Genomic DNA, 26,674 nt, shown 5'->3' with positions numbered 1-26,674 from the left:
GCGCATAACGCGTCGTCAACCGGCGCGACACCGCCGTCAAACAGGCCAGCGTGTCGCGCCGAGATTTATCGGGGTCATATTCATGTCCGTGAAGCTTGCAACCTTCCTGGTGCCGCTATTGCTGGCGGCCGGTCTCGGAGGCGCGTCCCCCGCGCAAGCTGAGGTGCCGCCGGCCGACTTAAAGCAGGCTCCCGGCTTCTATCGTGGCACACTCGGGGTCTTTGAAGTCACGGTGCTATCGGACGGCATAGCGCCGCGCGACCTGACCCAGATCGTCAGCGAGCCCGGCATTGCACGGGCCGAGCTGCTGGCCAATCGGTTGCCGACACCGACACCATTGTCGATAAACGCCTTTCTGATCCACATTGGCCGCAACCTGGTGCTGGTAGACACGGGGGCCGGTGAGCTGTTCGGCCCGGCCAGCGGGAAGCTGGTCGCCAACCTGCGCGCTGCCGGCTATGGGCCCGAGCAGATCGACACTGTCTTGCTGACCCATATTCACGGAGACCATTCCGGCGGCCTGACAGTGGGGGGCCGCCGCGTCTTCCCCAACGCAACAGTCTATGTCGAGCGCGCCGACGCTGAATACTGGCTAAGTGAGGAGCGGGCACGCCAGGCGCCCCCGTCGGCGCGCCGGACGGTGGGGCCCTATGCCACGGCGGGGCGCCTGCACCCCTTCACCGGCGCCGGAGAAGTCATCCCCGGCATCCGCCCCGTCGAGTTGCCAGGGCACACTCCTGGTCATACCGCCTACATGATCGAAAGTAATGGCCATCGATTGCTGCTTTGCGGCGATATCATCCACGCTGCGGAGATCCAGTTTCCGCACCCTGAGGTGACGGTTCAGTACGACCTCGACCCTGCCATGGCGGCACAGAGCCGGCGCCGTTTCCTGGACGAGGTTGCAGGCACTGGCATGCTGGTTGGGGGCGCGCATATCTCTTTTCCTGGGCTCGGGCATATCGGCAAGGCAGCAGATGGATTCCGCTGGCTGCCCTTGCCCTATACGGCGAGCGTCGAGCAACTGGATCGATGAGCGATCGACTGATGAGGCGGGCAGGTAGTCGCCAACCGCTTTGCAGTGGTCTGCTGCCGATGCGTTCGAACAGGTACTCGTGCAATTCTATTCGCGCGTCGCGTCGAAAGCCTCCCAGTGATTTGCATTTTCCGTTCTGGGACCCGATGAAGCGCTCCACTAGGCCGATGAAGCGGTTGCTGGACCGGGCGACGGGCACGGCGGCTTACGGCCAGGCCACGACAACAATAGAATCAAAGGAAAGCAGCATGAGCGTCCGCCCCCCCTGCAGCGCCGTTGGTTCGGCCCGCTAGGAAAGTCGCCGTTCGTTTGAGTTTGCACTAGCCTCCGGGTCAAAAGTACCCATTCGCGACGCATGGAAGCGGACATTGCAGACCGCTCGCAGCTGGAAAGGGGTGAACGACCGGTTGAATCCGCACCCGATGAACCGCCGTTGGACGGCAAGGCGGCGGGCGGATCTTCCCGGCCATGAAGCGTCGTTCGCCTGCACCGTCATTCGGACATTCGGACGTCTGCTCGGCGCCTTCTTCCCGGCATCAGGCCCAACGTCGATAGCCTCTAGCCCTACTTTCGCAAGATCGGTGTTGTTCCGCGGCGGCACCGAGTCGGAATGCCGCGTAGATACTGGATTTCGCTTGATTCTTTGGCTCTGAGATGCTACATGAAAGAACATGCACATCTTCGAACGAGAAGTCAACGGCCATCGCTACCGTATTGCCGCGCAGTCGGTGTGGGACGCCGAGCGGGGCCGTTCCGTCGCACGCCAGGTCGTGCTGGGACCGGCCGAGCCGCCGCGAGTGGCGGATCTGAGCGCGACCCAGACGGTGGGCACGCGCGGGGTCGGCGACGTCGGAGCCTTGATCTGGGTGGCCGAGCAGCTGGACTTGGTCGGGCAGATTGATCGCGCGTGCGCAGGGGTTGGCGCCAAGGATGGCCCGTCGGTGGGTGAGTTGGCGGTGGCTGTGGCGATTCAGCGTGCGTGTGCGCCGGGACCCAAGTGCGAGCTGGGTGATTTTCTGGACGCGAGTTTGCCGCGGCTGTCGTGTTTGCCGGGGTCCGCGTTCACCGGTCAGGCCTTTCATCGCGTCGCGCAGCAGGTGACCGATGAGCAGTTGGAGCAGGCTCAGGTGGCCATCGCGAAGGCCGCGGTGGCCCGCTTCGAGCTGTCCGCCGACGTGCTCGCGTTCGATACGACGAACTTCGATACCCACATCGACACGCAGACGCCCGGCGAACTGGCCCGGCGAGGCCACGCCAAGAGCAAGAGAAGCGACCTGCGTGTCGTAGGGCTTGGCGTCCTGGTCAGCGAGACCGGGCATGTGCCGCTGTTGTATCGGACGTATCCCGGCAACGGCTCGGACCAGGCCGTGCTCGCGGCGTGCCTGGGTGGGTTGGCGCAGTTGCACGAGGCACTCGACAGCGGTGAGGGCCGCGCGCGGCCGGCGCAGCGCACGGTGGTACGGGACGGCGGGTTTTGGAGCCCGCAACTGGAACTCGATCTCGATGCCGCCGGCTACTACAGCCTCATCTCGTTGCCGCTGGGACACAAGGCCGCGGAGGAGGCGCTGCGGATGGCGGCGCAGCGCGGTGCCATGAAGCCGCTGTCAGGCAAGCTCAGCGACGTGCGGGCGGCGCGGGTTCGGACCACCGTCGGCGAGTTGGATCGCACGCTCGTCGTGGTGGAGAGCCAGGAGTTGCTGGCGGGCCAGAAACGCGGGATCGCGACGGCACTGCGCAAGGCGAAGGTGGAACTGAGCACGCTGGAGGAGTTGGTCCAAAAGGGCCGCATCACGCGCAGCCGGTTGGAGCTGCGGGTCAAGAAGGCGCTCGCTCGGGAACACCTGTCGAGCTTCGTCGTGACCACCATCGCCGGCAGCGAAGCGGTACCGACCTTGCATTGGCACGTCGATGCCACGTTGCGCCGCGAACTGGAGAGAACGCGGCTGGGCAGGCGGGTGCTGTGTACGGATCGGCACAACTGGAGCACCGGGCGAATCGTTTCCGCCTTCCGAGGACAGTGGAACGTCGAGGAGCTGTTCCGCAGGGCCAAGAAAGGCGGCGTGGTTCCCTGGGGACCGTCACACCAGTGGGCAGATGGATCGTTGCGTCTGCACACCTTCGCGACCGTGCTCGGCCTGATGCTCGTGAGGTTGGCGAAGATTGCCCTGCGGACCGACGCCTCGGCCCGTCGCATGATGGAAGGACTGGCCGAGATCAAGGTGACGTTGGTGAGGACGAAGACCGGGGCGGCGGGACGACGGCCAACGGCAATGCTGGCGCCGGAGCTCACGGCCGAGCAGCGCCGCGCCGTGAAGGTTTTCGAACTGCAGCGGTGGGGACCAACGTTGTTTCATGTATGAAATGGGCGCCCGTTCAGCCACGATTGACTGGCAAGAACCGTCGATCCGGCCCCTTGCTTTGCGAAAGTAGGGCTAGCCTTGGTGCTTGGCGCTTTCCTCAACCTGTGCTGCGCGGCATGACTGCGACAGTGGATCGTTGGGGTGGCCGCGTTGAAGCGGTGAACTTCCGGCAGGCACACAATGACAGCATCGGATCGGATTATTCGGCATGCGAGCCGCTTGTCGAAGAAGCACTCAGGTATATGCCGCCCCCCGTCGATTCGAAGTTTGATGCATTCAAACAGATCGGTGCAGCCAAGTGATCCGTTACTGCGCCGATCGTTGGAACGGTTGGCGATGCAGTTCGACTGAGGGCCGGCACGGCCGGCCAGGCCAACATCATCAGATGTCGAACTGAATCTCTCCCCTTGGAGCGGAGGGAACCTTTATGAGAAGATTGTGCGCCACAAGCGCCGCGAAAGATATCCGGGTGCCGTGTTGCGCCCGGTGCTTCTCATACTTGCCAAAGTCAAACCATAGGCAAGGTTATTCTTTGGCGTCTTGTGCGATGTCGTTAGCAGGGTTCGCTTACGCAGCATTCACCAGGAGACTCCATGAATCCGAAGTCAGGATTGCGGTGGTTCACCGCGATTGCATCCCTTTGTCTGACGACGAGCTTCGCTCCGTCGTCGTACGCGGCTTCCGTGGCGCCGGTCGCCGCCGAGAACGGCATGGTCGTCACCGCGCAGCACCTGGCTACCAGGGTTGGAGTCGATGTGCTCAAGCGCGGTGGCAACGCTGTCGACGCCGCCGTGGCGGTGGGTTACGCGCTGGCCGTGGTGTATCCGGCCGCGGGCAACCTGGGTGGTGGCGGATTCATGACCATCCAACTGGCCGACGGCCGCAAGACATTCCTTGACTTCCGGGAGGTTGCGCCAAAGGGTGCCACCGCGAACATGTACCTGGACAAGGACGGCAACGTGATCAAGGGCGCCTCCACCAAGGGACATCTGGCCGTGGGCGTGCCCGGCACCGTGTCCGGCATGGAGTACGCTCGCCGGAAGTATGGAACGATGAAGCGCGCGGACCTGATTGCCCCTGCCGTCAAGTTCGCTGAGAACGGCTTCACGCTCGAGCAGGGCGACGTGGATATGCTGCTCACCGCAACCAAGGACTTCCAGGAAGACCCTGCCTCCGGCGCAATCTTCCTGAACAAGGGGCAACCGTTCCAGGTGGGCCAGAAGCTGGTTCAACGCGACCTGGCCAAGACGCTGCGCGCGATCAGTAACGGGGGAACCGAAGGCTTCTACCAAGGCTGGGTGGGGAAGGCAATCGTCGCCTCCAGCCAGGCTGGGAAGGGCCTGATCACGCAGGCAGATCTTGACGCCTACAAGACGCGCGAGCTGGCGCCGGTCGAATGCGACTATCGCGGCTATCACGTCGTGTCGGCACCTCCGCCGAGCTCGGGCGGCGTGGTCATCTGCGAGATGTTGAACATTATGGAAGGCTACCCGCTCAAGGACCTGGGCTACCACTCCGCGCAGGCCGTGCACTACCAGATCGAAGCCATGCGCCACGCCTATGTCGATCGCAACAGCTACCTGGGCGATCCGGACTTCGTGAAAAACCCGCTGGACCGCCTCCTGGACAAGAACTACGCCGCCAAGATTCGCGCGGCAATCGACCCGAAGAAGGCCGGCGTTTCGAAGGACATCAAGCCCGGCGTGGAGCCGCATGAAGGCAGCAACACCACGCATTACTCGATTGCCGACAAGGATGGCAACGCCGTTTCCGTCACGTACACGCTCAACGACTGGTTTGGCGCGAAGGTCACTGCGGCCACAACAGGCGTGGTCCTGAACGATGAGATGGACGACTTTACCGCCAAGGTCGGCGTGCCGAACCTGTATGGCCTTGTCCAGGGCGAGGCCAACTCCATTGCCCCAGGCAAGCGCCCGCTGTCCTCGATGAGTCCGACCATCGTCACCAAGGACGGCAAGCCGGTGATGGTGGTGGGCACGCCAGGCGGCAGTCGTATCATCACGGCTGTACTGCTGACCATGATCAACGCCATCGACTACAACATGAACGTGCAGGAAGCCGTGGACATGCCGCGCTTTCATCAGCAATGGCTGCCGGACCTGACCAATGTGGAGGACTACGCTTTGTCCCCGGATACGCGCAAGATCCTGGAGGACATGGGGCATCGCTTCGGCCCGCCACAGCCTGCCAACCACCTGGCGACGATCATCGTCGGCGCACCGGCTCTCGGTGGCAAGCCGGTCGGCAACAACCGCTTCTATGGCGCCAACGACCCGCGCCGCAACACCGGGCTGGCGGCCGGTTATTGATTCGGCATTGCACGTTGGCTGCACGCTTTGGCGGGTAAGAAAGATGCAAACGGCGCGAGACCAGTCGGCTCAAGCCGTTTGCTTTTCAGCGCCGCTCATCGCTGGAATCCGTTGATGCCACGCTAAGGGCGCTTTCCTATAGAGGCCATTTGACGCCGCGGCGTCAAATGACCGAGAAGGGTCGGCTACGGCCATCGCGGCACTTCTGGTCGGACGTCGCCTTATCGGCCCGAACAGCCGTTTCGGCCCAACGCGATGGATGTCCCAAATGGGGTCGGAAAGAGCCGACCGAGGAGCGAGCGACGGGCGACAGCTCGCCACCAGGCTGTCAGGGTGCAGCCTGGTTAACGCTGGTCTGCGTCGAAGGCTTTTTTCCAGATATCGTGGTCGGGCGGGTAGATTGCGTCGAAGAGCTGGCGCAGCATATCGATCTCCTGCACGATCTCGAACGAAAAGCCCTGGCGGCCGCCACGGTCGTCGAACTGCAGGCTATTCAAGTAGCGTCGGCAGCCGATCGGATCGAACCACTTGGCGGCAATGGCATTGATGATACGTGGGAACCTCCGCCCGAGCTCGACTGGCCGAACATGGTCGGGTAGCTCCGCCATCCAGCGGACGGTCTGGCGGCGAAGCGCGAGTTCATCGTCGACGGGGTTTTTGCGTTGGAACGCTGGATCGTGAGTCACGCGAGATTCTCCGGATGCAGCCAGCAGGATAGCCGATTGTAGTGCACTGAAGCCGTGAGAAGCCAATCCGGAACGACCATTGATTCCGGACGTTCGCCAGCCCCCGTAAAGTAGCCGCTGGCCGTTCACGGCGCCTGCCGTGCTGGCCATGCATAGTACCTTCCCTTGGCAGTTGGGGTCTTTTGGAAAACCAACGGTCCAAAATCAGTCTATTGAATGTCTTAGGGCCTCGAAGCTACGGCGCACACAGTCTGTTAGCCGATTAGCCAGGAATCCCACAGGAAAATGGTCCGATGTCACGGCGTAGCTATTGAACGGAACCTCTTCAGAAAAAGGGATCTCGGTAACATATTGTATTCGAAGCGCTCGGGAATCTATCGGACTTACGATAGACGAGCCGAGGCCCTTGCTAACCATCGTGCAAATTGTCGAGGCGTATGGCGTCTCGATAGAAAGATGCCTGAGGTCATTGGGGAAATGACGATCAATCTGGTTTCGGTTGGGGCTACCCATGGGCAGCGATATGAAGTGTTCATTTTCAAAATCGCTTGGATACGCGACATCATGCGTGGCCAGCCTATGCGAACTATTGACGATTGCCACACCGCGAGCGGTATTGATCAGTTCAAAATCCAGGCTCGGCAAATCCGTGATAATAGAGCAGAATCCAACATCACAAAAACCAGTCGCCGTCCATTTTGCGACGACATCGGAGCGCCCCAGATTAACCACAATCGGTATGTCCGGAAACATACCCCTGAAAATCTGAAGGGCGTCCGGCAACACGCAGTGTGCAATCGAGCCTACCGCGCCCACGCGGAGCAAGCCGGTCCCTCGGCGGCGAATCGAATCCGCACTTTCTCCCAGAGACTCCAGGCCGAGAAATGCGCGCTCCACATCGGCATAAAACGCCTCCGCTTCCGCCGTCGGGATCAGCCGCGTCCCGATTCGTTGGAATAGTGTGAACCCAACCGTCTGCTCCAGGAGCGAGATCCATCTACTGACATTCGGCTGAGAGGTGTGGAGGAGTCCGGCCGCCGTGGTCATCGAACGCGTCTTCATCACAGCCCTGAACGCCTCGACTTGCTTGAAGTTCATATGAGGTCCTCAAAAGCGCACATTTTGACCGACCCGCTCCGGCCTTGCGCATCGGATCCTATCATATCAATTTTGTATGAATAGCAGAGAAACGCTGATTTGACGCATGGTCTGCTTCATTCCAAACTGGTCGTATCCTTCTAACAGAGTGCTGCCATCATGGAATCGAAAGTTAGCCGTCGACTCAAACAACCTCCCGCGAAAGAGGTTATTGATTACATTTTCCAGCCCCGTACGACCAGAGAATTCTTCGCGAAAAATTTCGCGATTCTGACTCAGATCAATTTCGCTCACCTGTTGATGCTTAATGACCAAGGCATTCTCGACCGGAAGACGTCGATTCGCCTGGCCAATGCTCTGATAAAGATGCAGGAGGACGGCCCCGAAGCGGTTGAGCTCGACGCAGCACGAGAAGATGCTTATTTCAACTACGAAGCTCATCTGATTAAGCTGGTAGGTCAGGACATCGGTGGCCGCTTGCATACGGCACGCAGCCGCAACGATATGGGCGCCACCAACGATCGTATTCGCGCTCGTGCTTTCATTCTGCGCATCAGCAGGGCATTGACCGATGTCGCTGCCGTCGCGGCGGCGCAAGCGGAGAGATTCGCCACCTATGTGATGCCTGGATATACGCACATGCAGGCTGCGCAGCCCATCACCTATGGGTACTATCTGTCGGGACTGGTCGATGCCTGGTCCCGGGATATTGATCGCCTCATGCATGTCCTGGAAACGACAGACAATTGCCCACTTGGCGCCTGTGCCTTGGCCGGCACCTCGTTTCCCATCGATCGGACGTCGACCAGTTTGCTGCTGGGCTTCTCCCGGCCCATGCAGAACTCGCTGGACGGGGTTGCATCACGCGACTTCGCATTGGAACTGAGCGCGGTGCTCTCGATCATGATGATCACTTGCAGCCGGATGGTGCAGGATTTTTACATCTGGTCGACGCCGGAGTTCGGATTCCTGTCGTTCCCCGACAGCATTGCCGGCACATCCAGCATCATGCCGCAAAAGAAGAATCCGGTCGTTCTGGAGTATTTGCGGGGGAAGACGTCCCATCTGATCGGACTGACGTCGGCCGCACTGACGTCAGTCAAATCTACCCATTTTTCGCACTCGGGCGACAGCAGCCGGGAAAGCACGAGGACGTGCTGGGAAAGCTGCGAGGAAGCCGTAAAGGCGCTCGAACTGATGAAACTGCTTGTGGAACGCGTTGAGCCAAATCGGCCGCGCATGGCAGACCGTGCTGCGCAGGACTTCTCGGCTGTCACCGATCTGGCCGACCTGCTGGTCCGAAAAGCCGACCTCTCGTTCCGCGACGCGCATCACATCATTGGCGCTGTCGTTCGACAAGCGCTTGATCAAGGAATCCCTGCTACGGGGATTACTGCCCAAATGATCGATGCTGCAGCGCTCGAACAGGTGGGGCGAAGGGCCTCGCTATCGGAAGACGATATCGGCGAATGCCTGGATCCGGTTCGCAACGTTGCCGCGCGCCGCTCGTATGGCGCGCCGGCTCCGGATGGCGTCCTGCAGCACATTGGCGAGCAAAGACGCTCGCTCAAAGCGAAGACAGATGCAATCGATGCGGTTGGTCACCGGCTCGTCGAGGCGCAGACGTTGTTGGAACGGCGTACCCGCGCGCTTGTTTCCCCTGAGTCCGACCAAGGCGCGTAAATCCTACGCCTATTCACCGAGGAATCGAGCGATGTCCAAGTTCGTCGTAGTTCTCGCCTTTGCCATGGGTATCGTTTCGGCAGCAAACGCTGAAACCTACCCGGACAAACCAATCAATCTCGTAGTGCCGTTCGCACCCGGCGGCACCGTCAATCTCACGGCGCGCCTTCTTGCCACACGGATGTCAGAAGTGTTGGGGCAGCCGGTCGTTGTCGACAACAGGGCCGGGGCCGGAGGGAACATCGGAGCCACCTATGTTGCGCGAGCGAAATCCGACGGCTATACGCTCTTGTACGCAACGCCGGCAAATCAAGTGATTCAGCCACTGCTATCCAAGAACCTGCCTTTCTCGCCGTCAAGAGATTTCAAGCCGGTCGCGCTATTTGCTACGGTCCCGAATGTGTTGGTGGTGTCAGAAAACACCCCTGCCAAGAATATGGCCGAATTGCTGCGGTATGCCAAGGCAAATCCCGGAAAGCTGAACATGGGATCGGCCGGGATGGGGTCGGCAAACCACATGCTCGGTGAACTGTTCATGCTCAGGACCGGCACGGCGTTCACCCATGTTCCCTACAAAGGTGCTGGCCCTGCTACCGCAGATCTCCTGGCTGGTCAGGTACAGGTGCTCTTTGTCAATCTTCCAACGGTGCAACCCTATATAAAGCCGGGCAAGGTTCGCGTGCTAGGCATTGCGAGCAAGGAGCGAAGTCCGGCGATTCCTGACATTCCGACTTTCGAGGAGTTGGGTATCAAGGATGCGAACACGGAATCGTGGTCTGCCTTGATGGCTCCGGCTAATACAAGTCCGCAGGTGATCAAGAAGCTCCAGGATACCGTGCTCTCGATTGCGAACGACAAGTCCACGATCCAGCAATTGACTGCTCAGGGCGCACGCCCTTTGCCAGGCACGGCTGCCGACCTCCAGAAGCTGATCAACGAAGACACCAAGCGTTGGACTGAAGTCATTCAGCATGCGAAGGTCCAGATTGACTAGCCGGCGCGGATGAATCTCTTCGTCATCGCGCTGATGGGTTAGGCACGCGGCATCGCCAAGTCCAAGGGCCACGCCTGCGGCGTTGCAGGCGTGGTCAGCATTATTTTCTGATGAAGCCCGTCATCGAGGAAATATCGACACGCAGCGCGGCATTGCATGCCTTGCGTAATCCTGAGATATGTCAGAGAAATGCATGGCCTTACCTTTGGAATTATTGGCGGTCTGGGCTCTCTTGCGGGAGCCGATCTATTCCTCAAGCTCGTGAGGCATAGAAAGGTCATGGCCAATCAGGACCGTTACCACTTTCATTTCGAACAGCATCCTTTCAGGGATGCCGCGATGCCGCTTACGCGCGAAGCGAACATGACGGCGCGCAAGCTGTACGTCTTCAGGCGTTGCCAGTCGTCTGAAGGACCCTACCGATATTCTTGCCAAGCGCTGTGTCCGCCTTGCACAGTTGCCATAGTGGTGGCTCATCACGCGATGCTCGAAACGCGCGTTCGAGGCGGATCAGTCAGCGTTTCAGGTCGAGGCAGGATCGCGACTAGGCGCCCAAAGCTAACGGACTGCGATTACTGACGACTGCTTCGGATTTCAGTCGCTCGCCGAGAGGTGCGCGGTAGGTCATAGCGAACGTTGCCCACTCGAAATAAATGTAATTTTCTGTTAATGCCGCGCGCCGCAGCCCTGCTTTGACAACAGAAGCGTCCTTCCGCTTTGGTACGATCCCGCTCTTTCCGCCCGCGCCCCTCCACCGTGAATCGCCGATATGCATCGTTGTTTTGTGAGCATTGCGCACGGTGGCTCGCGCGCGTCCGACCGCTGGCCGCCGCCGGCAGCACGATAACCAGACTCGCGTTCAACAGCGCGCTGCGCCGCCTTCGCCACCCGACGCGACGCGGCATCGCGCTGACGCTGGCCGCATTGCCGGCGCTCTTCTTGCTGTACGTGCTTGCGCTCGTGCCGTTTACGCCGGGCATCGGCGACATCCGCAAAGCCCGCGTTGATCGGCCAGCGTTGATCGTTTCGGCCGACGGCAAACTGCTTGAGGCGTTCAAGCCGGTCAATCGCGAGTGGGTGTCGCTCAGGCAGATCTCGCCGTACATGGTGGACGCACTGATCGCGACCGAAGACCGCCGCTTCTACGAGCATCATGGCCTCGACTGGAAGCGCACCGCGTCGGCCGCGCTGCATACGTTCTCCGGCGATCGGCAAGGTGGATCGACGATCACGCAGCAGCTCGCGCGCAACCTGTATCCTGACGAAATCGGCCGCGCGCCAACCCTCACGCGCAAGCTCAGGGAAGCGATCACGGCGTTCAAAATCGAAGCCGTGTACAGCAAGGATCAGATCCTTGAGACGTACCTGAACACGGTGCCGTTTCTCTACAACGCCTATGGCGTGGAAATGGCCGCACGCACCTATTTCGGCAAATCGGCCAATCAGCTCGACATTCTCGAAAGCGCGACGCTCGTCGGCATGCTGAAGGCCAACAGCGCGTACAACCCCGTGCTTAATCCCGAGCGCGCATTGCAGCGGCGAAACACGGTGCTCGGGCAGATGAACAAGTACGGGAAGCTCAAGCCCGATGCCTACACCAGGCTGATGCGACAACCGCTCAACGTCGATTTCGAGTTGCAGACCGCGCCTCCGGGCGCCGCGCCGCATTTTTCGGCGCAATTGCGCAAGTGGCTGATCGCATGGGCCGATCGCAACGGCTACAACATCTATGCCGACGGGCTGGTCGTGCGCACGACCATCGATTCGCGCCTGCAGGCAATGGCGACGCAGGCGTTGGAGTGGCAGACGAACCAGTTGCAATGGATCGCGAACGGCGCATGGAACGAGCGCACGGGCTGCTGGCCGGGCAACGACCTGTTCCGGACATTCATCCGGCAGACACCCGAGTACCGCGCCGCACGCGATGCTGGCCAATCGGATCAGGCCGCGCTCGGCAAGCTCGGCACGAACCCCACGTTCGTCCGCGCACTGTGTCAGAGCAAGACGCAGATCCAGGCGGGTTTTGTTGCGATCGATCCGCGCAACGGAGATATCAAGGCATGGGTCGGCAGCCGCGACTTCAGTGACGAACCGTTCGATCACGTGCAGCAGGCCCGGCGCCAGCCGGGTTCGACGTTCAAGCCGTTCGTCTACGGCGCGGCCTTCGCGGACGGCGCGCGGCCGAGCGACACCATCGTGGATCGGAACGTCGCCATTGCGCTGACCGGACATGCCATCTGGCGGCCTACCGACGCGGAACCGCCTACCGGCCGGCCGATGACGCTGCGCGACGCGCTAGTGTATTCGCGCAATCGCGTCACCGCTCAACTCATGCAAAAGGAACGCCCAGAGAAGGTCGCACGGCTCGCGCACGCGATGGGTGTGCGCGCGAGTCCGCTCGAAGCGGTGCCGTCGCTCGCGCTCGGCACGAGCCCGGTCACGCTCAAGGAAATGGTCTCGGCGTACGGCACGATCGCGAACCGCGGGGCCTATATCGAACCGCGCATGGTCACCCGCATCGAGGATCGCGACCGCAAGGTGCTCGCCGAGTTCGCGAGCGCATTGCCCGAACAGGCGCTGCCCGCCGGTGCGGCGCAAACGCTCGTCGACGTGATGCGCGACGTCGTTAGCCGTGGCACCGGCGCGGGCATCCGGACGCGCTTCGGGATTCGCGCCGACGTGGCCGGCAAGACGGGCACGACGCAGGACAACGCGGATAGCTGGTTCATCCTGATGCATCCGCAACTGGTCGCGGGCGCGTGGGTCGGTTTCGACGATGGACGTGTGACGCTCGGCAACTATTGGGGCGAGGGCGCGCACAGCGCACTGCCGATGGTGGGGGCGTTCTACGATATGGCCCTGCGTGCGCGAGTGATCGATCCGGATGCGCAGCTCGGCCCCGAGACCCGGCCTCCTCCTCGTACGGTCCATGAGCGACGGCATCGACGCTTCCTCTTCTGGAGGTTCTGATGTCGTCGCTGGCGGACGCGACATTCGCATTCGCCGGTTCCGCAGACTCGGCACCACAATCCGAGCCTTGACGCCGACGTCATCTTCGACTGCGGGACCGAGCGCGGCACCAACCCGACCGCCGCGCCCGAAGCCGTGTCCGGGGATACGGGGAAATCCATTGGGTCCGCCCACCAGTAGCCAGCCGGCGCCTCTGGCCTGCTCCATGAGATGGGTGCTGCCGGGGCATGCCAAATCAAGTGCGCCTGCCCCGGGCATCGCGCTGACAACTAGCATTTGACTTGAGTCGTCTTTTCCTTCGCATGGAGTTTCGGCGGGGTCGCGTTGCCGCCGTGCGTCTCAAGGTATTGACAGGCCTTGACAATATCGTTTGCCAGCAACATCGCCACCGTATGATTGATATGTGGCCGGATGACAACCCGAAGGCTGGTCACGGTCTCGGCATTCGGTGGCATGGAATACGCGGAGAGAACCCAGCCATGCTCGCGTACCTTGTATGAGACATCGAATTCGTTGAAATTCTTGATCTTCTTGTTCAGCGTCACGGCAACCACGGGGATACGTTGCGTCTCGTTCATGATGTCGAAGTATCCGCTATCGACCAGCACCTTCCGCAGCGCGATCGCATTGTCCAGCGTGTGCGTCATGATTCTCTTGTAGCCGTCGAAGCCAAGATGCAGGAACAGGTAGTACTGCACCGCAACCTGAAAGGCGTTGCGGCTGAAATTGAGCGTGGCTGTCGGCATTTCGCCGCCAAGGTAGTTCACATAGAACACCAGGTCCTCATTGAAAATCTTGCGCTCACGGAAAACCACCCAACCCAGACCGGGAGGCGTCAGGCCGTATTTATGCCCGGACGCATTGATTGACAGCACGCGCGGCAGGCTGAAGTCCCACTTGTAGTCGGGATAGAGGAAGGGGTTCACAAAGCCGCCGGAGGCGCCGTCTATATGCATCGGGACGGAGATGCCGGTGCGCTTCTCATAGTCATCCAGCCAGTCGTGGATTGCCTGGATGTCGTCATCTTCCCCGGTAAAAGTCTGTCCGGCGATCGCGACGACGGCAATGGTGTTCTCGTCTACATAGCTGTCGAGATCCTCGGCTGTCAGCCGATAGTTTCCCGGCTTGAGCGGCACGATGCGCGGTTCCACATCGAAGTAGCGCAGGAATTTCTTCCAGACGATCTGAACGTTGCCACCCGTCACCATATTTGGGCGCGAAACATCCTTGCCCTCAGCCTGACGCCTTTGCCGCCAGTTCCACTTGTGTGCCAGGCCAGCGAGCATGCAGGCTTCCGATGAGCCCACTGTTGCAGTGCCATATGGCTCCGCGCCCTTGGGCCCGTTCCAGAGTTGGTGCAGCCAGCGCACCATCCGCTGCTCCATCTCGAAGACCTGCGGATACATATCGTGATCGATATAGTTCTTGAAGATGTTTCGGGCGGCAACCTCCCTGGCTTCTGGCTCGGCCCAGGTCGTCACGAAGGACGACATGTTCAGCATCGGGTTCGCATCGGTCCATTCTTCGCTGACCACGAGCGCCGCAGCGGCGCGTGCCGAAATTCCCAGCTTGGGAAAGTGATCCTCCGGGATCTTGATATTGAACTCGTCGTAAGCAGTAACCTTATCCGGATTGGCGGCCATCATTTCCTCCATGACGATTAACCCACCGGGCGATTCGTCCGGCGGGAGGTTGCGTCGTCCGGGCACAGTCGACTGTCAGCATGCGCACGGGCGATTCGTCAACCCACATTAGGTGAAGCCGCCCACGACACGTTGTCATGGATCAATTTTCAAGTGGCCGTATGGGCTGACCTAACTGGAGAAGTGGGGTTAAGAGCCAGGCGCTGCCGCCATCAGTGTTGCCCGGATCCGGTCGACGCGGCCTACTGGGCGCTGCTTAGCGAGCGCTATTTGTCCGCCTGACCTCCCGGGCGACTGGCGCGGGAGGTCAGGATTCCGAGGGGCTACGGGCTACGCCGCTGAACGCGCTAGACGTTGAAGGTGTCGTCATCCGTGAAGTCGTCATTGCCCAGCCCGTCATCCAGTAGGCCATTGTCCAGCGCCGCCCCGGGTTCACCCAGCGGCGAGCGGTCTTCATTGCCGTAATAGTTGTTGACGACCGTCGTTTCGCTTGGCAGCGCACCTGCGGCTGGCTGTCCCAGGAAGCCGCTTGCGCTCCCGCCACCGCTATTGCGATGGAACAGATTCTCGATACCCTGGAACAGGAGCGCGCCTCCGGCTACGCCGGCTGCCGTGGTGGCAATGCCGCCCAGCGTGCTGCCCAGACCGCCACTCAGAAAGCCGGGCCGAGGCGGCTGCGCGGGCGCGGCCTGGGGGGGCGCCGACGGTACGGCGACAGGCGCGGCCGTCGCCTGCGGTGCGGCGGGGCTTGCGGCAACGCGACCGGCACTATTGCCCCAGGCATTGTCCGCGTCGAGAAAGCGATTGGCGCCGCTGGCCTGCGCCACCTGCAACTGGCTCTGCAGCGTGGCGATCTGCGCTTTCGCTGACGCCAGCGCCTGGTCAAGCATCATGGCGCGCTGGACCAGCAGGTAGGCGGCATCCGGTTGCCGGGCGGCCGCTTCGGCGATGAGGGCGTCCGCCTGGGGGTCTTTCATGCCGGCCCTGGCCTGGGTCAGCTGAGTCAGGAAGGCTTCCAGTGCTTGCATTTCTTGGGGGGTCATGGCACCTCCTACGCGGGTTGTCTTCGCGGGTTGTCTTGTGTGATGCCAGTTTAAGGGCAGAGACTTAAGCAAGACTTAAAGGCCTTGGTTCCGATGTGCCTGCCGGGTCTCGCCGCCATGACCCGGGCCCCGAGGGATGCCCCCACGCCGCGCCGGGGGGGGCATTCACGGCGTCAGAAGATGTGTTTGATGCCAACCATCGAGCCGAGCTGGTTGCCGCCTGGGGTGGGCGCCGTACCCGTCCCCGCGCTGCTGACCGAAAGCGCGGATTGTCCGCCGTTGGCGATATAGCCGGCCGTTGCATACACCGCGGTCCGCTTGGAGAACGCATAACTGGCGCGCAGGGCCCCCAGCCATGCCTGGTCCGCGCTGTGCCGGAACGTCAGGTAATACACCTCTCCGGCGACATTCACGGTAGGCGTGACGTCGTACGCCACGCCGCCGTAGAACAGGTTGCTGCGTGGGTCGGCCGCCGCCTCGTTCCGGCGGCCGACCCAGCCGAGGCCCGCCTTGGCGTTGCCAGCCAGCACGTAGCCGCCCACCACCAGACGGTCATCCTTCAACGTGCTGGAGGTCAGCCCGCCGAATGCACCGGGTCCGCCGCGCAGCGAGTCGTAGGCCGCGGAGACGGACCACCAGTTGGTCTCGTACTGAACGAGGGCCGACCACTCGCGGCAGGCGCGGATATCGGCGGGATTCTCGCCGGCGCAGTTCGTTCCGGACGGGCTCGGTCCGGCGTTGACGCTGTCGCGGCCGAAGCTATACGTAGCGCCCAGCGTCAACCCGCCGAACTTGCCTTTGTAGGCGACAGCGTTGTCGGCGCGTGCGTTGGGGAAATAGTTGTCCAGTGAAGCGGAGCCATAGGCGTTCGGCCCCAGGATATCGGAGTCGAGCATCGCCCAGAACAGCATGGTGTACTGGCGGCCGAAGCTGATCTGGCCCCAGTTGTTGCTCAGTCCCACCCAGGCCTGGCGCCCGAACAGCCGTCCCCCCTGGTTGGCCGTCCCGCTGTCCGGCCCGAACCCCGACTCCAGTGCAAATGCCGCTTTCAATCCGCCGCCAAGGTCCTCCGTACCACGCAGGCCCCAGCGAGAGGGCACCGTACCGCTCAGGTTCGGCATCCTCGCCACGGTGTTGCTGGCGGCACCGATGTGATTCACGAACTCGACCCCGGTATCGACGACGCCGTACAGCGTGACGGACTGGGCGGATGCCAGTGCCGGCAGCGAACAAAGCAAAGCTAGCGCTAAGGGGCGCAGGTTCTTCATATTGACTCCTCCATTTTTTTTATCAGGGCCCGCGCTTGCGGGCGGTTGGCTCAAGGGCGGTTGGCTCAATCGAGGTATTGCAGTCCGGCGCGGGCCAGGGCGTCGCGCAGGTTGTACATATCGAGTCCCAGTTCACCGGCGGCAAAGCGCTCCCGCTTTGCCGCTTCGTTGGCGGTGCGTGCTTCGGCTGCATCTGCCACTGCGACGGCTGCGCCTGCGGGTACCACCACCACGCCGTCATCGTCCGCGATCACCACGTCGCCCGGATTGACGAAGGCGCCCGCGCACACCACCGGCACGTTGACCGAGCCGAGCGTGGCGCGCGCGCAGCCTTTGGCGTGAACGGCACGGCTGAATACGGGGAAGCCCATCGCGGTCAGGTCCTTGACGTCGCGCACGCCGCCGTCAATGACCAGGCCGCTGGCGCCGCGCGCCCGGTAAGACGTGGCCAGCAGATCGCCGAAGAAGCCGTCGGTACTGTCCGCCGCGCAGGCGGCGACCACGACGTCGCCGGGCCGGATCATTTCGGCGGCGACGTGGAGCATCCAGTTGTCACCGGGCTGCAGCAGCACCGTGACGGCCGGGCCGCAGGTGGCCGCGCCGGCGTACACCGGGCGCATGTACGGCTTCATCAGGCCAAGACGGCCCATGGCTTCGTGCACGGTCGCCACGCCGAAGCGGGAGAGCCGGGCCACCGCATCGGGATGCGCCCGTTCGATCTGGCGCCGGACCACGCCAAGCTGGGTCTGGGAGGGATACATCGCAGTCTCCTTATCTTCTTAATGTCAAAGGCCGCGGGCCTTGAGCCGCGCGTCGAGGCGGGGATACACACGGCGGGCATTCCCCTCGAAAATCTTGTGCCGTTGCCCGGGCGTCAGCTGGCCCGCCTGGTCGATGTAGCGGCGCGTATCGTCATAGTGGTGGCCGGTGCGCGGATCGATGCCGCGCACCGCGCCGATCATCTCGGACGCAAACAGGATGTTGTCGATGGGAATCACGCGAGTGAGCAGGTCGATGCCGGGCTGGTGATAGACGCACGTATCGAAGAAGATGTTGCCAAGCAGATGCGCCTCGAGTTCGGGGAGCTTGAGCTCCTGCGCCAGGCCACGGAAGCGCCCCCAGTGATAAGGCACCGCACCGCCGCCGTGCGGGATCACGAATTTCAACGTGGGAAAGCGGCGGAACAGATCGCTGGTCAGGCATTGCATGAATGCCGTGGTATCGGCATTCAGGTAGTGCGCGCCGGTGGTGTGAAAGCAGGCATTGCAGCTCGTGCTGACGTGGATCATCGCCGGCACGTCATACGCGGCCAGCATCTCGTAGATGGGGTACCAGTACGGGTCCGACAGCGGAGGCGATGTCCAGTGACCGCCCGAGGGATCGGGATTCAGGTTCACGCCCACGAATCCGTAATCGACGATGTAACGCTCAAGTTCGGGGAGACAGGTACGCGTGTCCACGCCCGGCGACTGCGGCAGCATTGCCGCGCCGACGAAGTGATCCGGGAAGAGTTGTGCGACCCGATAGCACAGATCGTTGCACAGACTCGACCACGTGGCACTCGTTTCGAAGTTGCCGATGTGGTGCGCCATGAAGGAAGCGCGTGGCGAGAAGATGGTGAGATCGGAGCCGCGCTCCCGCATCAGCCGCAGCTGATTGGAGGAGATGGCTTCGGCCAGTTCATCGTCGCCGATATGCAGACCTGACGCAGCGGGGCCGAGGCTGGGCGAGCCGAGGTTGGCGATCTGCTGCTTGCGCCAGTCTTCCAGCGCCTTCGGCGCGGTGGTGAAGTGCCCGTGGCAATCGATGATCATAGAGGTGTGTGCCTGGCGTGTACCTGGCGTGTCGGTTCAGTTTGCGGGCCATGCGGCGGCAGGGATCATGACCTCGCCGCGCATGATGGGTCGGGCGGTGCGAACCAGCGCGCTGCGCACGATGGTGTTCGGCCGCGCGGGATCGGTTTCCAGTTCGACAGTGAACTCGCCGGTGGGGTGTTCAACGCTGATGGCGTGGACCGGGCCATCGCCGGGGATGTTGGCGATGCCTTGCGCCACCGTACGGGGAAGGACGCAGGCGGTGCCCACCGTCACGGCAGCCAGCACGCCGATGGCCTCATGGCATACGTGCGGAATGAAGCAGCGTGTGGTGAGACTGCCGCCGGCACGCGGCGGAGCGATCAGGCACATCTTGGGGTAGCTCTTTGCGGTAACGTCGCCCAGTCCCATTCGATGTCCTGCTTCAAGCCGCAAAGCCTCCAGCGTTGCCTTCAGCGGCGCGTCTGCGTTCAGGGATGGCACGCTCTCATAGCCGGTGCGCCCCAGATCGCCGGCGCGCAGCAGGACCATCGGCATGCCGTTGTCGATTAGCGTGGCATCCACCGCAATCGTCTGGCCGGTGGCATCCACGCCGACCGTCAGCCGGTCCAGCGCGCTGCCGGTGGGAAGCAGGGCAGGGCAGACGGATCCCGCGGTATCGAGGAAATCGATCACGATGGGCGCGGCCATGCCGGGTACGCCATCGATGCGCGCTGCGCCCGCGTAGCGAGGCTTGCCGCCGGGCGTCTGCATGGTGATGTCGCACACCATGCCCGTATTCCGGGTGAGCACCCGGGCGCGGGTGACATCGCCGGACGGCTTGAGCAGGCCGCACTGCACCGCGAATGGCAGCACGGCGGCCAGCATGTTGCCGCAGTTCGGTGTGGTGTCCACCGTATCGGCATCAGGCTGAAGCTGGGCGAAGAGAAACTCGAGATCCGACTCGCCCGGTACGCCTCGCCCCACGATGCCAACCTTGCTGGTCAAGGGGTGGGCGCCACCCAGGCCGTCGATCTGCCGCAGATCCGGCGAACCCAGCGCCGCCAGCAGGACACGGTCCCGGGCAGCGCTCTGCGCCGGCAGGTCCCTGGCGAGAAAGAAGGGGCCGCGGGACGTGCCGCCGCGCATCAGGATGCACGGTACCGGTATGAGATCCGAAGCGATGAAGTCATTCATGGAACACAATCCGCGTACGTCGATGAATGGCGAGTATTGGCGTTAAGCCTTTGCGGTGGGTTGCCTTCTGACCCGGCCAGTGTTCCAATATTCTTATTGGCCTGGCGAAACGCAGGCGCAGTTCAGGCGCAACTCAGACTCCAGATGGATCTCTCCCCGATCAGCTTGCATCACCTCTATGTGTTTGCCGGCGTGGCCGCCGCGGGCGGCGTGCGGCGTGCCACCGAAACGCTGCACCGGGCTTCGTCAGCCATCGCGCGATCGGTCTCCGCGCTGGAGAGCAGCCTTGAGGTGGAGCTATTCGAGCGCAAAGGGCGCGGCATGCTCCTCACGCGCGCCGGAGAGGAAGTGCTGCTCCGCGTCCAGCAGATCGACACCATCCTGAAAGAGGTCCGCGAAGAAGCCATGCGCCTGCGCAGCCGCCATGGCGGCGCAGTTGCCAGCCTCGAATCCCTGTACAACGAGCGCCGGCTCGAAGTAGCCACCATGCTGGCCGAGACGCACCACATGCCAAGCGTGGGAGCGGTGCTGGGCGTTTCGCAATCCGCCGTCAGCCAGGCGGTGGCGCGGCTGGAAGAGATACTGGGGCAGCCCCTGTTCCTGCGGACCGCGCGCGGCATGATCCCCACGGATGCGGGTGACCGCTGGATGGTACGGTTTGAACGCGTGCTGGCGGAGTTGCGCCATATCAAGGCCGACGTTGCCGCACTGCGCGGGGTGCTGGAGGGCGTGGTCACGGTCGGGGCGCTGCCGCTCGGCCGCACGCAACTGCTGCCGGCCGCGATTGCCGCGCTCCATGCGCGCCACCCGCGCCTGCGCTTTCGCTCGCTCGAGAGTCCTTACGAGGAACTGACCGCGGGGCTGTTCAGCGGACGCATCGACCTGATCCTTGGCGCGTTGCGGCCGGGCTCCGCCCAGGGTCTGGCGATGGAGCCGCTGTTTGAGGACCGGATGGCCCTGATTGCCAGCGCCGGGCATCCGCTGGCGTCCAGGCGGCGGCTTACCCTGCGCGATGTCGAGGCCTACCCGTGGGTGCTCTCCCGTGCCCGTTCACCGCTGCGCGAGGCGCTGGATGGCTACTTTGCGCAACAGGGACGGCCCTTGCCGCAACCCTTCGTGGAAACCGGAGACCTGGCTTTGCTGCGCGGGCTGCTGCTGCGCGGCGAAATGATCACCGCCTTGTCCGCCCACCAGCTTCACTATGAGATTGAGCAAGGATCGCTCTGCGTGCTCGATCTCCCCATACCCGGCGCGAGCCGCCCCATCGGCATCACGACCCGCGCGGGCGCCCGGCTCTCGCCTGGCGCCGATGCGCTCCTTGCCGAGCTTCGCGCCCGCGCTTCGGCCTGGCGCTGAGGTCCTGGCCGAAGCGCGGGCCATCCGGGGATCGATAAGCAGATGGCAACGCCGTGCCAGCCGAAAGCAATACATGCAGACCGCTCCGATCGTAGACTAGCCTTGCCATGAACGTAGCGCTGGCGCGCACGTAGAGCATGGCGCTTATGGCGATTAGCCAGATGAACGATAAGGACCCGCGTTCGGGTTCACCAGGAGACGGCATGACCGCACGGCCCCGGCTCGATATCCGAGCCCACATCAATGATCGAACAATGTCGAGCTACCAGTGGTTGCTGCTCGGCTTATGCTTCCTGATCGTCGCCACCGACGGCATGGATGTCGCCATCATGGGCTTCCTCGCCCCGGACATCACGCGTGAGTGGGGCATCTCCCGGGCCAGCTTCGGCATCGTGATGAGCGCCGCGCCGCTCGGGCTCGCCATCGGCGCGCTGCTGGTGGGCCCGCTGTCCGACCGGTTCGGCCGCAAGAAGCTGCTGATCGGCTCCATCGCCCTGTTCGGTTCGTTCAACCTGCTGAGCGCGTTTTCCGACAGCATTGTGACGCTGTCGCTGCTGCGCTTCCTGACCGGCCTCGGCCTGGGCGCGGCAATGCCCAGCACCACCACGCTGCTTTCCGAGTACGTACCCGAACGCTCCCGCAGCACGCTGCTGGCTGCCATGTTCACCGGCTTCAACCTGGGCTCCGCACTGGTAGGCTTTGGCGCCGCCGCGCTGCTGCCGCATTTTGGCTGGCGCACGGTGCTGATGGTGGGCGGCGCACTTCCGCTTATCTGCCTGCCAGTCTACATGCTGCTGGTTCCGGAGTCCGTGCGCTTCATGGTGGTGCGCAAAGTGGCCCCGGACAAGATCGCCCGGACCCTGCGCCGCGTGTGCGGCGGCAACATCCCGGACAACGCCGAATTCACCATCAGCGAGCCGCCGGTGCCCACCTCCCAACCCGTGCGTACCCTCTTGTCGCAAGGCTACCGTGGGATCACACTGTCTCTCTGGCTCACCTATTTCATGGGCTTGCTGGTGATCTACCTGCTCAGCGGCTGGCTGCCGACCCTGATCAAGGACGCAGGGCTGCCGATCGAATGACCGCGCTCTTCCAGCTTGGCGGGACGGTGGGAGCACTCGTGGTCGGGTTCTACATGGACCGCCGCGCCGCCAACAAGGTCATCGCGCTAGCCTACGTCTGCGGCGCCGCATGGATTCTCCTGCTGGCTTCAGGCAATGTGAGTTCCACCATGTTTGCCTTCTATGTGCTGATGGCGGGCTGCTGCATGAGCGGTGCGCAGACCGGCCTGAACGCGTTCGCCCCGTCGTGCTATCCCACCCCGGTCCGCGCCACCGGCGTGAGCTGGATGCTGGGCATCGGCCGCTTCGGCAGCATTACCGGGTCCATGGCTGGCGGCGTGCTGCTCAGCATGGGCTGGGGTTTCAGCGCGGTCATCGCCATCCTCGCCATACCCGCGACCATGGCCGCCATCTCGATTATTTCCACCAAGGTGCAGCAACGCGCCGTACCCGCCTGAGTCTCTAACATGGCCACTATCATCGGCGCCATCGCGTCATCCCACACGCCCACCATCGGCTTCGCGCTCGATGCGGGCAAACAGCAGGATCCCGCCTGGGCTCCCATCTTTGCCGCGTATGCGCCGGTCAGCGAATGGTTGGCCGCAGCCAGGCCGGATGTCCTGGTCATGGTCTACAACGACCACGTGACATCCTTCTTTTTCGATCACTACTCGGCATTCGCGCTGGGGATCGGCGAGTCCTACGCGGCGGCCGATGAAGGCGGCGGCCCGCGCTCGCTGCCCGCCATCGGTGGCCACGCCGGCCTGTCCCGGCACATCGGCGCATCGCTGATGGCAGACGAGTTCGACATGTCCTTCTTCCAGGACAAGGCACTCGACCACGGCTGCTTCTCGCCCTTGTCGGTCCTGCTGCCGCACACCGATGGCTGGCCGCTCAAGATCGTCCCGCTGCAAGTCGGCGTCCTCCAGTTCCCGGCCCCGTCGGCGCGCCGCTGCTACAAGCTGGGGCAGGCGCTCCGCCGCGCGATCGAGAGCTATCCGGAAGACCTGCGCGTGGCTATCGTGGCAACCGGCGGGCTCTCGCACCAGGTGCACGGCGAACGCGCCGGATTCAACAACACGGCGTGGGATCATCGCTTCCTGGATCTGTTCGAATCCGATCCCGAGGCACTGCTGGAACTGACGCACGCCGACTATGCAAAGCTGGGCGGCCTCGAGAGCGCCGAGGTTGTGATGTGGATGGTCATGCGCGGCGCCATGTCGAACGGCATCCGCCGCATCCATCGCGACTACTACCTGCCATCCATGACCGGCATCGCGGTGGCCATCTACGAGAACGAAGCCTGCACGGACCCAGACCGCCTTGCGGCGCGTGCGGAGCGCCAGCGCGAGCATATCGGGCACCAGTTGCGTGGCATCGAGGCGCTTGAAGGCACCTATCCCTTCACGCTGGAAACCAGCGTGCGGGCCTATCGCGTCAACCGCTACCTGCATCAACTGGTGCAGCCGGACTTCCGCGTCCGTTTCCTGGCCGATCCTGCCGCCACGTATGACGAAGCCGGCCTTGCCGCGCAGGAACGGGAGATGATTTCCCAGCGTGACTGGCGCGGGATGATTCACTACGGCGTGATCTTTTTCCTGCTGGAGAAGCTCGGCGCCGTCACCGGCGTCTCGAACCTCCATATCTACGCCGCCATGCGGGGCGAGTCGCTGGCGGATTTCCAGAAGACCCGCAATGCGCCCGGCGCGCTTTACTCGGTAAGCGGTTCAGCCGCCAAAGCCGGTCAGGGCGCCGCCTGGCAAAGCCCGGCAGAACGGCCAGATATGGCGCCAGACACGGCGGCGCCCGCCGCCAAGCCAGACTAAAGCGGCAGAGCCAGCCGCTCCCTTCCAGCACTCCCTTCGTTTTGACCCCCGCCGTGCGTTCTTCGCACGGTGAGGCCCGCTGTTGCCTAAAAATTGCCCACAAGAAAAGAAGGAGACTAGTCAATGCGAGTTTCGAGATCCAACCCTGTCACGTTTCAGGCGCTTCAGGCGCTGAGTGCCGCTGTTCTCGCCGCCTCACTAGCGGCTTGCGGCGGCAGTGATGACACCACCACCACCACCGCCCAGGCACCCGCCCTGACCCCAACCCCCGCAACAGCCAGCCCCGCCGACCAGTGCGGCGCCCTGGCCAACAAGGCGATTGCCGCAGCCGATATCGGCATCGCCACCAGCGGTGCCGTCATCCAGTCCGCGCAATTGATGTCGACCGCGGCCAACGGCGAATACTGCAAGGTGCTCGGCGCCATCCGTCCGGTGGATGTCACCGCGCCCGACATCAACTTCCAGGTCAACCTGCCAAGCACCTGGAACAACAAGGCGCTGCAGATGGGCGGCGGCGGCCTCGACGGCACCGTGGTCACCGGCGACGGCTCGTTCACGAGCCAGCCCGCCAGCGTGGCCAACGCGCTCAAGCAAGGCTACGTCACCTACGGCAGCGATAGCGGGCACGACGCATCGGGCGGCGGCGCCTTCGCGCTCAACAACGAAGCGCTCGCCAATTTCGGCAGGCTGCAGATCAAGAAGACGCACGACGCGGTCAAGGCCATCGTCAAGGCACGCTACGGAGCGCTGCCCACGCACAGCTACTTCATCGGCGGATCGCAAGGCGGGCACGAAGCCCTGATCGCCGCGCAGTTCTACCCCGAAGACTACGACGGCATCGTCTCCGGCTTCCCCGCCTACAACGTCACCATGATGCACGTGGCCAGCAACGACTTCGCCAAGGCGCTCTACGCCAACGGAGGCGCCGGCTGGATCAACGCGGCCAAGCTGAAGCTCATCTTCAACGCCGCCATGAGCGCCTGCGATACGCTCGACGGCGTCGCCGACGGCATCGTCGGCAACCCCAACGGTGCAGCCTGCACCGCGCTCACCAGCAAGCTCGCCGTGGCCGACGCCACCAATCCGCTGCGCTGCGCCGGCGGCACGGACACCGGCGACACCTGCCTGTCGGACGCGCAGATCGCAACCGTGGCCCACCTGAACTCCCGCTTCAGCCTCGGCTTCCCCATCGCAGCCGGCATCAGCACCTACGGCAAGTGGCCGATCCTGGACGGCACCGCATTCGTCACCGAAGGCCTCGGCACCAAGGCCGCCTACAGCACGCCCCCCAGCGGTGACGCGTTCCAGTACACCATCTCCGACACCACGGTGCGCTACATCATCACCAAGAACCTGTCGATCGACTCCATCCAGGGCTTCCAGCCGGGCACCTGGCAGAACCGCATCGTCGAGGTCAGTGAGATGCTCGATGCCAGCTACGTCGACCTCGACGCGTTCCGCGCCAAGGGCGGCAAGATGCTGATGTTCCACGGCACCAACGACTCATCCATCACGCCGTACAACTCCATCGACTACTACACGCGACTGGTCTCGCGCTACACCCAGGCTACGGCAGACACGTTCTCCCGCTTTTACCTGATCCCGGGATTTGGCCACGGCAGCGGGCAGTTCCAGAGCCGGGTCGACTGGCTGGCGGCATTGGATACGTGGGTGGCGAATGGCACGGCGCCGACGCAGCTGGTGGCTACGGATGGCAACTCGGGCACTACGACGACGGCGACCAATGGGCGTACGCGACCGGTTTGCCTGTACGGCACTTATCCGAAGTACACCGGGCCGGCCAGCCCGACGCAGGCGCAGCAGAACGATGCGGCCAACTTTACTTGTGCGGTGACAGCTAGCTAGGAGGGGAGGGGCCGGCCCATGCAATGTGGGCCGGGACAGCTACCCGGCGACGCCGCCATGACGGCGTCGCCGCGGCTTCCGCTGCCAGAAACTCCGCGCCACGCGTGAGCCGCCCGACACCGGGCATCGCTCATGCACTGTTCAACGGGCTCCCGCAGGCGATGCCCGGACGCTCGCGCGTCGGCCTTTGCGGTCGTCTGCAATACTCCCCCTGCTCGCGCAGTCTCCAGTGTGTTGCATCCACCGGTCGAGTCCCCGGTCAGGGGCGGTCATTCGGCTATCATGCCGAGTCCGGCTATGCCGGCAACTACTTGCCATGGCACGGAAATTAGGGTTTGCCCCGGTAAAGTATTTGCGCTCGTTGTCGATATGCAGTGCAGGCACCGCTCCGTTCATTTCGCCTAATCCGCCGTCATGGCCAAACATACGCAGCCCAGCCGTAGTAAGCGTTTCCCGATGCGGGT

Annotated in this window: 18 protein-coding genes and 1 pseudogene; 11 read left to right on the top strand and 8 right to left on the bottom strand. The window is 63.0% G+C overall.

Translation table 11 applies throughout. The features are described from left to right. The first annotated feature begins 82 nt into the window (after positions 1–82). The 4 genes from ACZY0R_RS32685 (at position 83) to ggt (ending at position 5,726) form a co-directional block, all read left to right on the top strand. Entirely contained in the window at positions 83–1,036 is a 954-nt protein-coding gene (locus ACZY0R_RS32685) for an MBL fold metallo-hydrolase (protein ID WP_488864313.1), read from the top strand. A 671-nt stretch (positions 1,037–1,707) separates the two neighbouring features. Beyond that, on the top strand, positions 1,708–3,396 hold the full coding sequence (locus tag ACZY0R_RS32680; protein ID WP_488864311.1) for an IS1634 family transposase: 1,689 nt from the start codon (positions 1,708–1,710) through the stop codon (positions 3,394–3,396). Between the two features lie 116 nt (positions 3,397–3,512). After that, the gene (locus ACZY0R_RS32675; RefSeq protein ID WP_488864309.1) at positions 3,513–3,698 is read left to right on the top strand and encodes a hypothetical protein; all 186 of its coding nucleotides are present in this window, start codon (positions 3,513–3,515) and stop codon (positions 3,696–3,698) included. A 291-nt stretch (positions 3,699–3,989) separates the two neighbouring features. Next, entirely contained in the window at positions 3,990–5,726 is a 1,737-nt protein-coding gene (ggt, locus tag ACZY0R_RS32670) for a gamma-glutamyltransferase (protein WP_488864307.1), read from the top strand. Positions 5,727–6,070: 344 nt separating this feature from the next. On the opposite strand, the gene ACZY0R_RS32665 is transcribed toward ggt, so the two are convergent. Together ACZY0R_RS32665 and ACZY0R_RS32660 are read right to left on the bottom strand one after the other, a co-directional pair. Beyond that, positions 6,071–6,412: a hypothetical protein gene (locus ACZY0R_RS32665; protein WP_488866307.1), complete on the bottom strand. Its 342-nt coding sequence runs from the start codon at positions 6,410–6,412 to the stop codon at positions 6,071–6,073. 204 nt (positions 6,413–6,616) lie between these two features. After that, a complete protein-coding gene (locus tag ACZY0R_RS32660) occupies positions 6,617–7,510 on the bottom strand; it encodes a LysR substrate-binding domain-containing protein (RefSeq protein WP_488864305.1) in 894 nt (297 codons plus the stop codon). A gap of 159 nt (positions 7,511–7,669) precedes the next feature. Here ACZY0R_RS32660 and argH point away from each other — a divergent pair, with 159 nt between their 5' ends. The 3 genes from argH to ACZY0R_RS32645 all read left to right on the top strand — a co-directional run bounded on the left by argH (position 7,670) and on the right by ACZY0R_RS32645 (position 13,157). Beyond that, positions 7,670–9,193 carry an argininosuccinate lyase gene (gene argH / locus ACZY0R_RS32655; protein ID WP_488864303.1) on the top strand — a complete coding sequence of 508 codons (1,524 nt, stop codon included), beginning with the start codon at positions 7,670–7,672 and terminating at the stop codon, positions 9,191–9,193. Positions 9,194–9,224: 31 nt separating this feature from the next. Further along, positions 9,225–10,187, top strand: coding sequence for a Bug family tripartite tricarboxylate transporter substrate binding protein (locus tag ACZY0R_RS32650; RefSeq protein ID WP_488864301.1), 963 nt, complete (start codon positions 9,225–9,227; stop codon positions 10,185–10,187). 756 nt (positions 10,188–10,943) lie between these two features. After that, on the top strand, positions 10,944–13,157 hold the full coding sequence (locus ACZY0R_RS32645) for a penicillin-binding protein 1A (protein WP_488864299.1): 2,214 nt from the start codon (positions 10,944–10,946) through the stop codon (positions 13,155–13,157). Between the two features lie 269 nt (positions 13,158–13,426). On the opposite strand, the gene gad is transcribed toward ACZY0R_RS32645, so the two are convergent. The 6 genes from gad to ACZY0R_RS32615 form a co-directional block, all read right to left on the bottom strand. Continuing rightward, a complete protein-coding gene (gene gad / locus ACZY0R_RS32640; RefSeq protein ID WP_488866305.1) occupies positions 13,427–14,803 on the bottom strand; it encodes a glutamate decarboxylase in 1,377 nt (458 codons plus the stop codon). Between the two features lie 344 nt (positions 14,804–15,147). After that, positions 15,148–15,843, bottom strand: coding sequence for a DUF2076 domain-containing protein (locus tag ACZY0R_RS32635; RefSeq protein ID WP_488864297.1), 696 nt, complete (start codon positions 15,841–15,843; stop codon positions 15,148–15,150). A gap of 173 nt (positions 15,844–16,016) precedes the next feature. After that, the gene (locus ACZY0R_RS32630) at positions 16,017–17,111 is read right to left on the bottom strand and encodes a porin (protein ID WP_488864295.1); all 1,095 of its coding nucleotides are present in this window, start codon (positions 17,109–17,111) and stop codon (positions 16,017–16,019) included. Between the two features lie 65 nt (positions 17,112–17,176). Next, the gene (gene ligK, locus ACZY0R_RS32625) at positions 17,177–17,872 is read right to left on the bottom strand and encodes a 4-carboxy-4-hydroxy-2-oxoadipate aldolase/oxaloacetate decarboxylase (RefSeq protein WP_488864294.1); all 696 of its coding nucleotides are present in this window, start codon (positions 17,870–17,872) and stop codon (positions 17,177–17,179) included. A gap of 24 nt (positions 17,873–17,896) precedes the next feature. Beyond that, on the bottom strand, positions 17,897–18,925 hold the full coding sequence (locus ACZY0R_RS32620; protein WP_488864292.1) for an amidohydrolase family protein: 1,029 nt from the start codon (positions 18,923–18,925) through the stop codon (positions 17,897–17,899). A gap of 36 nt (positions 18,926–18,961) precedes the next feature. After that, positions 18,962–20,101: a 4-oxalomesaconate tautomerase gene (locus tag ACZY0R_RS32615; protein WP_488864290.1), complete on the bottom strand. Its 1,140-nt coding sequence runs from the start codon at positions 20,099–20,101 to the stop codon at positions 18,962–18,964. Between the two features lie 144 nt (positions 20,102–20,245). Between ACZY0R_RS32615 and ACZY0R_RS32610 the strand changes: the two genes are divergently transcribed. The 4 genes and pseudogenes from ACZY0R_RS32610 to ACZY0R_RS32595 all read left to right on the top strand — a co-directional run bounded on the left by ACZY0R_RS32610 (position 20,246) and on the right by ACZY0R_RS32595 (position 26,210). Beyond that, positions 20,246–21,457, top strand: coding sequence for a LysR family transcriptional regulator (locus ACZY0R_RS32610; protein ID WP_488864288.1), 1,212 nt, complete (start codon positions 20,246–20,248; stop codon positions 21,455–21,457). A gap of 203 nt (positions 21,458–21,660) precedes the next feature. Beyond that, positions 21,661–22,976 (top strand): annotated as a pseudogene (locus ACZY0R_RS32605) (MFS transporter). 9 nt (positions 22,977–22,985) lie between these two features. Next, the gene (locus ACZY0R_RS32600; RefSeq protein ID WP_488864286.1) at positions 22,986–24,344 is read left to right on the top strand and encodes a gallate dioxygenase; all 1,359 of its coding nucleotides are present in this window, start codon (positions 22,986–22,988) and stop codon (positions 24,342–24,344) included. A gap of 123 nt (positions 24,345–24,467) precedes the next feature. After that, complete coding sequence (locus ACZY0R_RS32595; RefSeq protein WP_488864284.1) at positions 24,468–26,210, top strand: tannase/feruloyl esterase family alpha/beta hydrolase; 1,743 nt, start codon at positions 24,468–24,470, stop codon at positions 26,208–26,210. The last annotated feature ends 464 nt before the right edge of the window (positions 26,211–26,674 follow it).

The organism is Cupriavidus sp. F041, assembly GCF_057814235.1.
The sequence above is the reverse complement of the archived record's forward strand: the minus strand, read 5'-3'. Positions and strand labels throughout refer to the sequence as shown.

Bases quoted from the DNA above. Each gene is read 5' to 3' on its own strand.
- ACZY0R_RS32600 (WP_488864286.1), top strand. From the start codon at position 22,986: ATGGCCACTATCATCGGCGCCATCGCGTCATCCCACACGCCCACCATC.
- ligK (WP_488864294.1), bottom strand. From the start codon at position 17,872: ATGTATCCCTCCCAGACCCAGCTTGGCGTGGTCCGGCGCCAGATCGAA.
- ACZY0R_RS32615 (WP_488864290.1), bottom strand. From the start codon at position 20,101: ATGAATGACTTCATCGCTTCGGATCTCATACCGGTACCGTGCATCCTG.
- ACZY0R_RS32660 (WP_488864305.1), bottom strand. From the start codon at position 7,510: ATGAACTTCAAGCAAGTCGAGGCGTTCAGGGCTGTGATGAAGACGCGT.
- ACZY0R_RS32635 (WP_488864297.1), bottom strand. From the start codon at position 15,843: ATGACCCCCCAAGAAATGCAAGCACTGGAAGCCTTCCTGACTCAGCTG.
- ACZY0R_RS32675 (WP_488864309.1), top strand. From the start codon at position 3,513: ATGACTGCGACAGTGGATCGTTGGGGTGGCCGCGTTGAAGCGGTGAAC.
- argH (WP_488864303.1), top strand. From the start codon at position 7,670: ATGGAATCGAAAGTTAGCCGTCGACTCAAACAACCTCCCGCGAAAGAG.
- ACZY0R_RS32595 (WP_488864284.1), top strand. From the start codon at position 24,468: ATGCGAGTTTCGAGATCCAACCCTGTCACGTTTCAGGCGCTTCAGGCG.
- ACZY0R_RS32630 (WP_488864295.1), bottom strand. From the start codon at position 17,111: ATGAAGAACCTGCGCCCCTTAGCGCTAGCTTTGCTTTGTTCGCTGCCG.
- ggt (WP_488864307.1), top strand. From the start codon at position 3,990: ATGAATCCGAAGTCAGGATTGCGGTGGTTCACCGCGATTGCATCCCTT.
- ACZY0R_RS32685 (WP_488864313.1), top strand. From the start codon at position 83: ATGTCCGTGAAGCTTGCAACCTTCCTGGTGCCGCTATTGCTGGCGGCC.
- ACZY0R_RS32610 (WP_488864288.1), top strand. From the start codon at position 20,246: ATGGATCTCTCCCCGATCAGCTTGCATCACCTCTATGTGTTTGCCGGC.
- ACZY0R_RS32620 (WP_488864292.1), bottom strand. From the start codon at position 18,925: ATGATCATCGATTGCCACGGGCACTTCACCACCGCGCCGAAGGCGCTG.
- gad (WP_488866305.1), bottom strand. From the start codon at position 14,803: ATGATGGCCGCCAATCCGGATAAGGTTACTGCTTACGACGAGTTCAAT.
- ACZY0R_RS32680 (WP_488864311.1), top strand. From the start codon at position 1,708: ATGCACATCTTCGAACGAGAAGTCAACGGCCATCGCTACCGTATTGCC.
- ACZY0R_RS32650 (WP_488864301.1), top strand. From the start codon at position 9,225: ATGTCCAAGTTCGTCGTAGTTCTCGCCTTTGCCATGGGTATCGTTTCG.